General features: G+C 69.8%; 14 protein-coding genes. 8 read left to right on the top strand and 6 right to left on the bottom strand.

All coding sequences use genetic code 11. The annotated features are described in order from the left end of the window. The first annotated feature begins 92 nt into the window (after positions 1–92). Genes HPF_RS02790 through HPF_RS02775 form a run of 4 tightly spaced genes read left to right on the top strand, consistent with a single transcriptional unit; the run spans position 93 to position 1731 of the window. Positions 93–479 (top strand): TraR/DksA family transcriptional regulator, encoded by a 387-nt coding sequence (locus tag HPF_RS02790; RefSeq protein ID WP_066157336.1) that lies wholly within the window; start codon positions 93–95, stop codon positions 477–479. A gap of 38 nt (positions 480–517) precedes the next feature. Continuing rightward, the gene (locus HPF_RS02785) at positions 518–895 is read left to right on the top strand and encodes a hypothetical protein (RefSeq protein ID WP_133155689.1); all 378 of its coding nucleotides are present in this window, start codon (positions 518–520) and stop codon (positions 893–895) included. 12 nt (positions 896–907) lie between these two features. Next, positions 908–1342: a VOC family protein gene (locus HPF_RS02780; RefSeq protein ID WP_133155688.1), complete on the top strand. Its 435-nt coding sequence runs from the start codon at positions 908–910 to the stop codon at positions 1340–1342. A 5-nt stretch (positions 1343–1347) separates the two neighbouring features. After that, the gene (locus tag HPF_RS02775) at positions 1348–1731 is read left to right on the top strand and encodes an S-adenosylmethionine decarboxylase family protein (protein WP_133155687.1); all 384 of its coding nucleotides are present in this window, start codon (positions 1348–1350) and stop codon (positions 1729–1731) included. Between the two features lie 15 nt (positions 1732–1746). On the opposite strand, the gene HPF_RS02770 is transcribed toward HPF_RS02775, so the two are convergent. From HPF_RS02770 to HPF_RS02750, 5 genes are all read right to left on the bottom strand, one after another. Beyond that, on the bottom strand, positions 1747–3321 hold the full coding sequence (locus HPF_RS02770) for a flavin monoamine oxidase family protein (RefSeq protein ID WP_133155686.1): 1575 nt from the start codon (positions 3319–3321) through the stop codon (positions 1747–1749). Positions 3322–3328: 7 nt separating this feature from the next. Next, complete coding sequence (locus tag HPF_RS02765) at positions 3329–4885, bottom strand: polyamine aminopropyltransferase (protein ID WP_243721667.1); 1557 nt, start codon at positions 4883–4885, stop codon at positions 3329–3331. Positions 4886–4994: 109 nt separating this feature from the next. Then, positions 4995–5216 (bottom strand): DUF350 domain-containing protein, encoded by a 222-nt coding sequence (locus HPF_RS02760; protein WP_066157351.1) that lies wholly within the window; start codon positions 5214–5216, stop codon positions 4995–4997. Between the two features lie 40 nt (positions 5217–5256). Next, positions 5257–6750 carry a DUF4178 domain-containing protein gene (locus tag HPF_RS02755; protein WP_133155685.1) on the bottom strand — a complete coding sequence of 498 codons (1494 nt, stop codon included), beginning with the start codon at positions 6748–6750 and terminating at the stop codon, positions 5257–5259. A 97-nt stretch (positions 6751–6847) separates the two neighbouring features. After that, on the bottom strand, positions 6848–7861 hold the full coding sequence (locus HPF_RS02750; protein ID WP_066157358.1) for a fumarylacetoacetate hydrolase family protein: 1014 nt from the start codon (positions 7859–7861) through the stop codon (positions 6848–6850). Between the two features lie 145 nt (positions 7862–8006). On the opposite strand from HPF_RS02750, the gene HPF_RS02745 reads away from it, so the two are divergent. The 4 genes from HPF_RS02745 to HPF_RS02730 all read left to right on the top strand — a co-directional run bounded on the left by HPF_RS02745 (position 8007) and on the right by HPF_RS02730 (position 11818). Beyond that, positions 8007–8885 (top strand): IclR family transcriptional regulator, encoded by an 879-nt coding sequence (locus HPF_RS02745; protein WP_084397386.1) that lies wholly within the window; start codon positions 8007–8009, stop codon positions 8883–8885. Next, positions 8882–10123, top strand: coding sequence for a DUF3108 domain-containing protein (locus tag HPF_RS02740; RefSeq protein WP_133155684.1), 1242 nt, complete (start codon positions 8882–8884; stop codon positions 10121–10123). Before HPF_RS02745 ends, HPF_RS02740 begins: the two co-directional genes overlap by 4 nt. A gap of 148 nt (positions 10124–10271) precedes the next feature. After that, positions 10272–10556: a BTH_I0359 family protein gene (locus HPF_RS02735; protein ID WP_066157363.1), complete on the top strand. Its 285-nt coding sequence runs from the start codon at positions 10272–10274 to the stop codon at positions 10554–10556. A gap of 113 nt (positions 10557–10669) precedes the next feature. Then, positions 10670–11818, top strand: coding sequence for an ABC transporter substrate-binding protein (locus tag HPF_RS02730; RefSeq protein ID WP_127806437.1), 1149 nt, complete (start codon positions 10670–10672; stop codon positions 11816–11818). On the opposite strand, the gene HPF_RS02725 is transcribed toward HPF_RS02730, so the two are convergent. After that, on the bottom strand, positions 11790–12848 hold the full coding sequence (locus tag HPF_RS02725) for an AbrB family transcriptional regulator (protein WP_243721666.1): 1059 nt from the start codon (positions 12846–12848) through the stop codon (positions 11790–11792). The two genes, HPF_RS02730 and HPF_RS02725, sit on opposite strands and share 29 nt — an antisense overlap. Positions 12849–12952 lie beyond the last annotated feature (104 nt).

Genomic DNA, 12952 nt, shown 5'->3' with positions numbered 1-12952 from the left:
CGTCGATCAAGGCAGTCACACACAGTCGGGCGCACCATGAAACCGTGGTCGCAGGACCCACTCGACCCAGAACCCACACACGAGGAGAACCCATGAACACCCCCATTTCCGACACCTTCCGGCAGCAGCTGCAGGCCATGCGCGCCGACGTGCTGGCGCAGTTGCGGGCGCAGCGTGGCGGCAAGATCGGCCGCGCCGAGGCCGCGGCCAACGCGCGCGAGACCGAAAGCGACGACTGGGCGCAGGCCGATGCCGAACGCGACCTGGCGTTTGCCATGGAAGAGCGCGAGTCGGCCGAGCTGGTCGCCATCGACGAGGCGCTGCAGCGCGTGGCCGACGGCAGCTACGGCCTGTGCGTGGACTGCGGCGATGCGATCGCCACCGCCCGCCTGCACGCCAACCCGGTGGCCCTGCGCTGTGTGGCCTGCCAGGACAAGGCCGAACAGGCCAGCGGCGCCACCAAGCCGGCCGGCTACTGATCTTTTTTCTTTCCTCACTTTTTTCAGGAGTACTTTGCATGACCACATTCCACGCCGTCGTCTGGATGGACCACAGCCAGGCCCACGTGCTGATGTTCGACAAGGAGCACATCGAGGCGCAGCGCGTCAAGGCGCGCCAGCAGCACACGCCCAAGCACGGGCACGTCGGCGCCGACAAGGACTTCTTCAAGGCCATCGCCGCCTCGCTGGACGGGGTGTCCGAGGTGCTGCTGACCGGTCCGGCCAGCGCCAAGATCGAGTTCCGCGACTGGTGCAAGCACAACGCGCACGTGGTGGACAAGGCCGTGGTCGACGTGGTCAACAGCGACCACCCCAGCGATGCCCAGCTGGTCGCGATGGCGCGCCAGTATTTCCTGAAGTTCGACCAGAAGGCCGCCGACCCGACACAGCGCTGATATCCTGCGCGGATGACCTCCAGCACGCTGCCCGCCCGAAGCCTGTTCCACTTCGCCTTCCACGTCACCGACCTGGACGAGGCCCGGCGCTTCTACGGCGGCGTGCTCGGCTGCACCGAAGGGCGCAGCACCGATACCTGGGTCGACTTCGACTTCTTCAGCCACCAGATCTCGCTGCACCTGGGCGAGCCCTTCAAGACCACGCGCACCGGCCGGGTGGGTGAGCACCTGGTGCCCATGCCGCACTTCGGCCTGGTGCTGCTGCTGCCGGCGTGGCGCGCGCTGGCCGAGCGCCTGACCGCCGCCGGCGTGGACTTCGTGCTGCCGCCGCAGGTGCGCTTCGAGGGCCAGCCCGGCGAGCAGTGGACCATGTTCTTCTGCGACCCCTTCGGCAACCCGATCGAAGTCAAGGGCTTCGCCAGCACCGAGGCCATCTTCGCCGCCTGAGCGACGTGAACGGCCTGCACCTGACCGCCGATCTGCGCGGCTGCCGCTGCGAGCTGGCCTGGCTGACCGACGCCGACCGGTTGCTGGCCGCCTGCGTGCAGCGGGTGCAGACCAGCGGGCTGCAGGCGGTGGCGCAGCTGGGCCACCGCTTTCCTGACACGCTACAGGGCCCGGGCGGCGTCACCGCCACCGTGCTGCTGGCCGAGTCGCACCTGTGCGTGCACACCTGGCCCGAGTCGCGCAGCGTGAGCCTAGACGTGTACGTCTGCAACTTCGGCACCGACCACTCGGCGCGCGCCGAGCAGCTGATGACGGCGCTGCTGGCGCTGTTCGAGCCGGACGAGGCGCTGCGGCGTGCGGTCGAACGCGGCGCGGCACCCCCGGCCTGACCCGCCCAGGACCGTTCAGCCGCGCAGCCGGCGCGCGATGTGTTGCCCGGCCAGGTGGCCGCGCGTGAAGGCCTCTTCAAACACCGAATAGCCCGCCCAGTCGGCGTGGGCGAACGCCAGCCGGTCGTCGTGCCACGGCCCCTCGTACAGCGAGCCGGGCGCCGGCATGGCCATGGCGTGGCCGTAGCGCGTCACCGCCACCTCGCGCACCAGCGCCGGCAGGTCCGGGTGCGGCTGCGACAGCTCGGCCAGCGCGCGGTCGCGCCAGTGGGTCCAGGGCAGATCCAGCAGCGCCTGGCGCGCCTGCGGCTCGTCGCCCAGCGGCAGGTACCAGGTCCACACGCGCGGCCCGGCCACGCGTTGCAGCGACTGGTGGCTGGCGTCGACGTAGCCCAGACCGGCGCTGCCGTAGGTCACGTTGTCCCAGCCCGGGTGCGCGCCGCCGCGGTCCTTCGGCGCCTCCTGGAGCAGCAGGTTGACCACGGCCCAGGGCGCCAGCGGCAGACCCTCCGCGCGCGTCGCCACCACCGGCGGCAGCGGATCGATCACGCGCCGCGCGATGAACACCGGCAGCGCCACCACCACGGCGCGGGCCTGCCAGCGGGTGATCCGCCCGTCGGCCATCGACAGGCTGTCGACGGTTACACCCTCGCGCCCCGGGCGCACGCGCAGCACGCCCTGCCCCGCGCGCAGCCGCTCGCCCAGCCCCGCGGCCAGCCGCTGCACCAGCCAGGCGTTGCCCTCGGGCCAGGTCAGCAGCGGCTCGGCCTCGCCCTCCTCGCCCGGCGCGGGAAAGCCGTGGCGGCTGGCGAAGTAGTGGATGCCGGCCCAGGCCGACACGCGGGCGGCGCCGGCACCGTAGTCGTCGCGGCAGGCGTAGTCGAGGTACCAGCGCAGCTGCGGGTCGTTCAGGCCGTGGCTGTCGAGCCACTGCGCAAAACTCTGCGCCCAGAGCGCGCGCACGGCGTCGGTCACGGGCAGGCGCACGGCCGGCATGGCGTAGCGCTGCGCGCGCCGGGCCTCGTCGATCAGGCGGCTCAGGCGCCGGTACTGCTCCAGCGTGGACGCGGCCACGCCGTCCAGCGGCAGCAGGCCGTCCTGCCAGCCCCCGTTCCAGAACAGCCGCTCCTGCGGGCTGTGGCAGAGGTGGCGCTCGTCGTAGACCCAGCGGCCGGCCACGCGCTGGCGCAGGCCGATCTGCTCCAGCCAGCCCTGCAGCTCGGGCGCGTCGTCCGAGGGCACGGGCAGGTAGTGCGCGCCCAGTGGACAGGCCAGACCACCCAGCCGCCCGGCACGCGCATTGCCGCCGGCCTCGGGCTCCAGTTCCAGCAGCGCGAAGTCGTCGATGCCGGCCATCGTCAGCGCCCGCGCCGCCGCCAGCCCGGACACGCCACCGCCGAGCACCAGCACGTCGGCGCGGCGCTGTGCGGCCGGCTGGGCCAGCGCCGCATCGCGCCAGCGGTGGCCGCGCGCCGGGTCGGGTCCGGTGAAGCCGCCCGTCACCTCGCTCGGCGCCGGCTGGCAGCCGAGCAGGCCCGCCCCCGCCGACGCGCCCAGCCAGCCCAGGCAGTCGCGCCGCGTCAGAGACATGGGGCCTTCACTTCGAGACCTTTCCCCATTCCGTTTCGTAGGTGTGCACCAGCACCTGGTTCGACAGGCGGTTCACCTCGGTGGTCATCCGCGCCATGTCGGCCGGGAAGTCGAACAGCAGCGGCAGGGTCTGGGGCGTGAGGAAGCGCAGGCCCTCGGGCAGCGGTGTGACGGACGGCGTGAACGGCCGGTGGCTGGCGACGATGAAACCCCACTCACCGAAGCTGGGCACGTGCGCGTGGTACGGCGCGGTGCGCAGGCCGGCGGCCTCGATGGTGGTCGCCACCGTCCAGTAGCTCTGGCGCGCCACCAGCGGCGAGGTGGTCTGCACGACCGCAAAACCGCTGGCCGACAGGCGCCGCGACAGCAGCGCGTAGAAGGACTCGGTGTAGAGCTTGCCGACCGAGAAATTGGTCGGGTCGGGAAAGTCCACCACGATCACGTCGAACATGTCGATGCCTTCCTCCAGCCAGCGGAAGGCGTCGGTGTTGACGATCTGCACGCGCGGCGAGCGCAGGGCGTCGGCGTTGAGGCGGCGCAGCGCGGCGTCGCTGGAGAACAGCCTCGTCATCGCCGGGTCCAGCTCGACCAGGGTCACCTGCTGCACGCCGGGGTAGCGCAGCACCTCGCGCACCGCCATGCCGTCGCCACCGCCCAGCACCGCCACGCGCCGCGGCGCACCGCCCCCGCGCGCGTAGGCCGACATCACCGGGTGCACCAGGGCCTCGTGGTAGCGGTACTCGTCGCTTTCGGCGAACTGCAGGTTGCCGTTGAGGAACAGCCGGTGGCCCTGGGGCCCGCGCGTGAGCACGATGCGCTGCCAGGGTGAGGTCTCGGCCAGCACCACCTTGTCTTCAAAGAAGCGGTCTTCGGCGGCGGTGGTGATGCGGTCGGCCAGCGCCCAGGCCACCAGCAGCGCCGCCAGCACCAGCACGGCCGACGCCGCGTGCGCCGCGCGTGCGCGGATCTCGTGCCGGAACAGCCACAGCGCCCAGAAGGCCACGGCCGCGTTCATCAGGCCGAACAGCAGACCGGTGCGCGCCAGGCCCAGCTGCGGCACCAGCCAGAGCGGGAAGGCGATCGACACCGCGAGCGCGCCCAGGTAGTCGAAGGTCAGCACCTGCGACACCAGGTCCTTGAGCACCACGTGGCGGCGCAGGATGCGCATCACCAGCGGGATCTCCAGCCCCACCAGCGTGCCCACCAGCAGCACCAGCCCGTAGAGCAGCCCGCGGAAGGCCCCGGGCAGGTAGGCGTTGGCCAGGAACAGCAGCGCCGGCAGCAGGCCGCCGATCAACGCGATCAGCAGCTCGATGCGCAGGAACTGCGCGGGCAGCTGGCGCTCGATGTGGCGCGAAAGCCAGCTGCCGATGCCCATGGCGAACAGGTAGGTGCCGATGACGGTGGAGAACTGCAACACCGAGTCGCCGAGCACGTAGGACGCCAGCGCCGCCGCCGCGAGCTCGTACACCAGGCCGCAAGCGGCCACGAGAAAGACGCTGGCCAGCAGCGCGATTTCGACCGGGCCGGGGGCGTGGCTGGTTGGTTCGGTTTCAGTGGTCACGTTCGTTGGCAGTCGCGCAGGCACGAGCGGTCAAGGTCGTCGCGGAACCGGCTCCGCCGGGCCGCAGACGACGCCCCCTGGGGGGTGACGCCGCAGGCGGCGCGGGGGGTCACCCACTGATCGCGGCGGCCACGATGATCGAGATGCCCAGCGACATCGCCGCCACCACCAGGCCCAGCGCCATGTTGCGGTTCTCGACCAGCTCCTTCCAGAGGTCGTAGGGCGTGAGCTTGTCGATCACGATGAAGCTGATCCAGAACACCAGCACGCCGATCAGCGCGAACAGGATCGATCCCAGAAACGCTGCGGGCCTGAGCCATTCAATGTCCATGTGCTTGCTCCTGTAGAAATGGGGAAAGGGAATATCCGTTTTACTTGTGCCAGCCGCCGCTGGAACTGCCGCCGTAGGAGCCGCCGCCCCAGCGGCCGGAGGTGGAGCTGCAGTTCTCGACCTGGGGATCGCAGTCGTCGCAGCCCCGCTCGAGCATCACCACGATCAGTACGGCCACCACGAACAGGACCACCTTGCCGACCGACCAGCCGTCGCTGCTCAGGGGCGTCGCGTCGCCGCGCTTGAAGAGGTCCTTCTTCTGGTCCAGCTTGAACGCCTTGGCCACCGTGGCGCTGTCCAGCCGCTCGCCCACCGACCAGGTCCACTCGTCCCGCGACTTCTCCAGTGACAGCAGGTGCTGGCCGCTGGCGTAGTCCGAGTTCTCGGTCACCTGGCCGCGCTCGACCTTCCAGTAGAACTCGCCGGCCACGTACTGCGTCTCGGCGCGGTAGCTGTACTGCAGCTGGTAGCGCTTGCCCAGGTAGGTGGCGGTCTTGCCGCCGGACGCCACCGTGGGTGCACCGGTGGCGGGCTTGACCAGGCTCCAGCCGTCTTCGGCGTCCACCAGGAACTGGAAGCCTTCCTTGCGGTTGTAGAGCAGGTACTCCTGCCAGGCGAACACCTCGTCCTCGCCCGGCTCGGTGCCGCTGCGGTGCTGGTAGCCCACGACCTGCCAGGACGCACCGCGCAGCTGGCCGACGGTGCCCAGCGGGATCAGCGGGCGCACCGGCTCGTCCTGGATCGCATGCTTGAGCTCGCCGCCGATGCCGGCCGACAGGTCGATCAGCGCGTCGCACGAGGGGCAGCTCATGCTCTTGGTGGTTTCGAGCTTGACCTCCAGCCGCGCCGCGCAGTTCGGGCAGTTGAAGTGCCGCCCTTCGTCCTTGCGCACCGAATCGCCGGCCAGACCAGCGAGCTGGAGTTCGTCGAGCGGGACCTGCGCGCCCAGCCAGACCGCGGGTGGCTCGCTGGCGTAGTCGATGCTGCAGACCGACCCGGCGTCGTTGCGCAGCTCGACCACCCCGAACACTTTGCCGGGCTCCGGCAGGTGCGAGAGCTCGCCCTGCGCCGCGAGGACCGAGGCCTCGGTGACCGCGCCGACGGCAAAGGTCTCGCCGCCCAGCACGTGGCTGCGGCCGACGCGCCAGTCCTTGAACGCGGGCAGGCTGCCCGAGACTTTGCGTGGCACGCTGAAGACAAAACTGCCGTTGTCCTCGCTCAGGCTGCCCAGGCCCTGGTCGTCGAACACCACCTGCCACTCGGTCCAGCGCGCCGCGGCGTTGCCCAGCTGCAGGCGACCGACCAGGGTGAAGGCCTTGCCGCGCCACTGACCGGTGGCGCCGATCTTCAGCGGGCTGTAGTCGGTGAACTCGTCGGCGATGCGGCCCAGGCGGGCCAGCGCATCGGCCTGGCGCACCACGCTGGAGTGGCAGTAGGCGCAGACGGCGTGGGTGGACTGGGCGCTCTGGAACGGCACCGGAGCGCCGCAACCCGGGCAAGGTGCCTCGTAGCGACGCTGGGTGCCCTCAGCCATGGCCACTGCCGACGGGTGCCGCCGTCTCGTACTGCACAACAGAAATCGGCCGCACCCTTCGCATGGTGCGGCCGATCATAAGGGCGGTGCGAGCGGCTCAGCTCCGGGCCAGGGGGGCGATCTTCTGGTCGATCGCGCCGAAGATGCTCTGGCCGTCCTTGCCCTTCATTTCGATGCGGATGGTGTCGCCGAACTTCATGAACTCGGTCGAGGGCTTGCCGTCCAGGATGGTCTCGATGGCGCGCTTCTCGGCGATGCAGGAATAGCCCTTGGGCCAGTCCTTCTTGCCGTCGACCTCGACGCCGCGGTTGCTCACCGTGCCCGAACCGACGATGGAGCCGGCGCGCACGTTGCGCGTCTTGCCGATGTGGGCGATCAGCTGGCCGAAGTGGAAGGTCATGTCGGGGCCGGCGTCGCACATGCCGACCTTGCGGCCATTCCAGGTGCTCTGCAGGGTCAGGTGCACGCGGCCGCCCTGCCAGGCGTCGCCCAGCTCGTCGGGCGTCACGGCCACGGGGCTGAACGCGGTGGCCGGCTTGCTCTGGAAGAAACCAAAGCCCTTGGCCAGCTCGGCCGGGATCAGGTTGCGCAGGCTGACGTCGTTGGCCAGCATCAGCAGGCGCACGCCGTCCAGCGCCTGTTCGGGCGTGGCGCACATCGGCACGTCGCCGGTGATGACCGCGATCTCGGCCTCGAAGTCGATGCCGTAGTCCTCGCTGGGCACGACCACGTCGTCGCGCGGGCCGATGAAGTCGTCGCTGCCGCCCTGGTACATCAGCGGGTCTTCGTAGAAGCTGGCCGGCACCTCGGAGTTGCGGGCGGCGCGCACCAGCTCCACGTGGTTGATGTAGGCCGAGCCGTCGGCCCACTGGTAGGCGCGCGGCAGCGGCGCCATGCACATGGCCGGGTCGAACGGGAAGGCGTGGCGCGCCTTGCCCTGGTTGAGCGTGACATACAGGTCCTGCAGCTGCGGCGCCAGGAAGTTCCAGTCGTCCAGCACCTGCTGCAGCCTGGTGGCGATGCCCGTCGCATAATGGGCGGTCGTCAGGTCGCGCGAGACGACCACCAGTTGTCCGTCACGCGAGCCGTCCCTGTAGGTGGCGAGTTTCATGCGAGTCTCCTGCGGTGTGTGGGGTATACATGATTACGAATAGTGAAATTCGTTAACCTATACGTAAAAATCGCATTCTAGTTCACGGCGCACATCTGCGTGTGAAAGCCCCTCATTCCACCCCAGCGCTCCCGACGTTGTTCCGATGCCCGCCGCGAAAACCCCTGCCTCCGAGGCCTCCCACCGACGCGACACCACCGAAACGGACACCGAGCATCTGCGCGCCGGCATCCAGTCGGTCGAGGTCGGGTTCGAGCTGCTCAATGCCCTGTCCCAGGCCCCCGGTGCGCTGATGCTGCGCGACCTGGCCGCCGCCGCCGGCATGAGTGCGGCCAAGGCCCACCGCTATCTGGTGAGCTTCCAGCGCATGGGCCTGGTGATGCAGGACCCGGTGAGCACACGCTACGACCTGGGCCCGGCCTCGCTGCGCCTGGGGCTGGCCAGCCTGAGCCGGCTGGACGCCGTGAAGCTGGCGCGCGACCGCGTTCCCGCGCTGCTGGCAGAGACCGGCCACACGCTGGCGATTGCCGTCTGGGGCAACCAGGGGCCGACCATGGTGCACTGGGCCGAGGCCCCGCAGACCGTGCCGGTCACCCTGCGCCTGGGCGACGTGATGCCGCTGCTGACCTCGGCCACCGGGCGCTGTTTCGCCGCGTTCATGGGCCAGGAAGGCCGCGACGCCCAGCGCATCGCGCCCATGATCCGCGAGGAACTGGCCCGGGTGAAAAAACTGCCACGCAACGGCCTGCCGCTGGAAGACGTGCCTCAGACCCTGCAGGATGTCCAGGCCATGCTCGATGAAACCCGCGCCCAGGGCCTGGGCCGGGTGGTGCACAGCCTGCTGCCCGGCGTGGGCGGCTTCTGCGCGCCGGTGTTCGACGCCCAGGGCCGGCTGGCGCTGGGCCTCGTGGTGCTGGGCTCGGTGGCGACGCTGGACACCGACTGGAACGGCGCACCCGCCCAGGCGCTGCGGCGCTGCGCCCGCCAGCTCAGCGACGATCTGGGCCACCGGCCGACGCCATGACCGCTGCCGTGCCGCACTTTCCCGTCGAGCGCGCGGCGCCACGCCGGCGCGTGCTGTTCGCGCTGGGTGCGGGCGTGCTGCTGGCACACCTGAGCCTGCTCAGCGGCGGCTTGTCCGGCCTGTCGCTGGACATGTTCACCGCGACCGCCTCCGATCCCGCGAGCGCACCCGATGCGACCGGTGCGCCGCCACCACCCGAACTGGCCGCCGCCATGAGCGAGGAACTGCCGCCGCCCGTGCGCAGCAGCCGCGTGCGCTGGATATTGCCCAAGCCGCCGGCGCCCGAACCGGCGCCGCCACCTCCCCCACCGCCCCCTCCGCCCAAGGTGGTCGAACCCCCGCCGCCCCCGCCGGTGGAAGCGGTCGTGGTGGAGCCCCCCGCCGAACCTCCGGCCGAGCCCCCGCCGGTCGAAGTGGCCGTTGCGCCGCCTCCGGAGCCGCCTGCTCCGCCGGCGGTCGAGGCCACGCCTGTCAATCCGCCCGCCCCGGTGTCGGACCTGCCTGCAGCCACCGAGGTCGCTGACAGCACGGTCCAGGGCCAGGGCGCGGGACTGGCCGACGCCGGCCTGCCGCCGGCCCTGCCGCCGCCGGGCGCAGATCTGCGCTTCTCCGCCACATCCATCTCCAAAGGCAAGACCTACAACGGCACTGCGCAGCTGGAATGGTCCACCGATGGCCGGCAGTACGAGGCCAGGCTGACCGTGCGTGTGCTGGTGTTCACCGTGCGCTCGCAAAGCAGCAAGGGCCAGCTCAATGCCAAGGGCCTGGCGCCCGACCGCTTCACTGACCAAGCGCGAAGCAGTGAGCGCGCCGCGCATTTCGACCGCGAGGGCCAGCGGCTGCGCTTCAGCAACAACGCGCCGGACGCCAAGCTGCTGCCTGGCGCGCAGGACCGTCTGTCGGTGAACTTCCAGCTGTCTGCACTGTTCAATGCCCGGCCCGAGGCCTACACCGAGGGCAAGGCGCTGCGGCTGCCCGTCAGCGGCGTGGACACGTCGGAGGTCTGGCTGTTCCAGGTCGGGCCGGTCGCCAACGAAACCCTGCCCGCCGGCGAGGTGCAGGCCGTGCGGCTCACCCGATCCCCGCGCAAGGAGTTCGACAAAAAGGTGGAGGTCTGGCTGATGCCGGCCTACGCCCACCTGCCCGGCCGCATCCGCATCACCGAGCCCAACGGCGACTACCTGGACATGGTCCTTCAGGACCTGCCCGTGCTGCCGCAGCGAAACGACCCGCCCTGATCGTTGGAACTGTGCCGAAAAACACACGCATCTTGAAACTTCGGCGCACAGGACCATCTAAATCTGCAACAGGCCTGAAGCCCGGCAGCGAATTGCCGATATAAGTGACAACAGGTCCCCGTTTCGCCCTGTGGAAGGAAATACAGCCATGCACATGCTCTACGACTCTGATGCCTTTGCGGTGGTCCACATCCTGGCCAACGCGCCGGAAGACGGCGAAGCGCAGCGCCTCCTGGGCCCGCAGATTCCCCGCCACGGTTTCGAAATCGTCGACAAGCGCTCGGGCAAGGAGGTCTACCTCGACGGCTCCTGGGCCGAGATGTTCCAGGAGCAGATCCAGGCCTGGCAACAGAACACGCCCTCTCAGGAAGAAGTGGAAGACACGCTCGAAGGCTATGCCTCGCTGGCCCAGATGCCGGTGGTGATGCACTGAAAATCTGCGAAACCGTTGACTTTCAACACAAAGCCGGTGCCCTGCACCGGCTTTTTTGTTGTCCGCTGGCGGGGCATGTTCATACACTGGCGAAATACACAGAGGAGTATCCGATGAAATGTCCGCCCCTGGCCGCCGCCCTGCTGCCCCTGGTCCTTCTGGGTCTTTCCCCAAGCCTCACCCAGGCGGCCGCCGACGGCGTGACCCCCGAGCAGATCCTGATCGGACAGACGCTGACCCTCCAGGGCGGCAAGAACGAATATGGCACCGCCGTGCTGGCCGGCGTCCAGGCGGCCATCGAGCAGACCAACCGCAACGGCGGCGTCGCGGGTCGCAAGCTGGTCCTCAAGGTGATGGACGACGACAACAAGTCGGCGCTGGCCGAGGCCAATGCCCGGCAGCTGGTGATCCAGGACAAGGTGTTCCTGCTGTTCGGATCGATCGAGGGGGGGCCGTCCACCGCCGTCATGAAGGCCGCAGTCGACCTCAAGGTGCCGTTTTTCGGCCCGATGGCGGGATCGCCCACCCTGCGCACGCCACACCAGCCCCTGGTATTCCCGGTGCGGGCCGAACACAAGGACGAGTTTCGGGCCCTGATGCTGCACGCCCGGAGCCTGGGCATGGGCCGCGTGGCCTTCGTGCGCTCGGACTCGGAAACGGGTCAGCTGCACCTGGCCAACGTCCAGCGACTGGCCAGGGAAACGGGCATCGAGGCGGTGACCGACCTGCCGTTCAAATCGGACATCGGCGACGCGGACATCGCGGCCATGGTCCGGCAGCTGGCGGACAGCAAGGCGCAGATGGTGTTCAACCATGGCGGGGCCGGCATGTACGAGAAGCTGATCCGTCAGGCGCGGCAGGCTGGCGTGAAGGCCGCCTTCTACGGCGTCAACTCGGGCTCTTCGCAGCTCGCGAGCCATCTGGGGGACCTGGCGCACGGCATGATCTTTGCGCAAGTCATGCCCAGCCCGTGGGAACGCAAGACGGCGCTGACGCGCGCCTACCAGGACACCTTTTCCAGCGGCCAGCCGGGACAGCCCTTTTCGTACGGCAGCCTGGAGGGCTACCTCACCGCGAGGGCGCTGATCGAAGCCCTGCGGCGTGCCGGGCCCAACCCGAGCCGCGACTCGTTCCTGGCCGGCCTGCGCAACACCGAGCTGTCCATCGAGGGAATGAAAATCAGCTACCGCGACGGGGCCCACACCGGCATGTCGTTGGTCGACCTGGCGATCGTCACCCGCGAGGGTCGCTTCCGGCACTGAGCCGGCGCACCCACCAGCGGTAGACCGGCTCGGCCAGGATCAGAACCGCCACCAGGCGGCAGACCTGGAACGCCGTCACCATGGGCACGCCCAGCTGCAGCACCTTGGCGGTGATGGACATCTCGGCGATGCCACCCGGCGAGGTGCCGAGCACCATGGTGGCCGGGTGCAGTCCGGTCATCAGGGACAGCAGCCAGGCGAAGCCGGCGCAGACCGCCATCATGAACAGGCTGGCCAGCGCCACCGAGCCCAGCCAGCGCGGCGCGGTGTGTACAAACGCGGGCGTGAACCGCACCCCCAGGCTCACGCCGATCACCAGTTGCGCCTCGGCGCTGAGCGCAGGCGGGATTGCCGACAGCGTCACGCCGCCGAGCGTCAGCACCATGGTGGCCACCAGGGCCCCCATGAACCAGGGGTTGGCGCGGCCCAGCCGGCGCATCACCAGAATGCCCGCCAGGGTCAGGCCGCCCAGCAGGGCGAGTCCCACGATGTCCACGGCGCGCGCACCGGGGGGCGCCGGCTCCAGACCGGACACGCCCCAGGCCTGCATGGCGAACGGGATGGTCACGGTGACGAGCAGCACGCGCAGGCTGTGGGCCGCCGCCACAAGATCGGTGCTCGCGCCGTGGCGCTCCGCGATCAGGGTCATCTCGGAGGCACCACCGATGGCGCCGGCGAAATAGGTGGTGCTGCGCAGCTGTGCCGGGCTCAGATGCCCCAGCTGCCGCGCATGGACACGCCGCAGCCAGACCCCGAACCCCAGGCCCAGTGCCAGCGCCCAGACGATGCCCAGGGCGATCGCCCACCAGAGCCCGACCACCAGCACCCCGACCGCAGGCGTGAAGTACAGGCCCAGCGCGGCGCCGATCACCCACTGGCCGCCGTTGCGCAGCGGGATCCAGCTCGCCGTGGGCGCACCGAACACCGACACCAGCGCGCTCGCCAGCAGCGGCCCCAGCATCCAGGGGATGGGCGTGTTCAGCCAGGCGCACAGGCGCGCCGCCCCGAAGGCCAGCACCAGGGTCAGCAAGACACGAAGGATGAAGGGGGTGCCCCGGGTGGTCGGGGCCTCAGGATCGGTAACGGGCGACACAGACAGGGCACCGACAAGGCGCCGACGCAACAACAGCAGGA

Source organism: Hydrogenophaga pseudoflava (assembly GCF_004353865.1).
In the GTDB taxonomy this organism is placed as follows: domain Bacteria; phylum Pseudomonadota; class Gammaproteobacteria; order Burkholderiales; family Burkholderiaceae_C; genus Hydrogenophaga; species Hydrogenophaga pseudoflava.
This window is presented reverse-complemented; position numbering and strand designations above follow the sequence as displayed.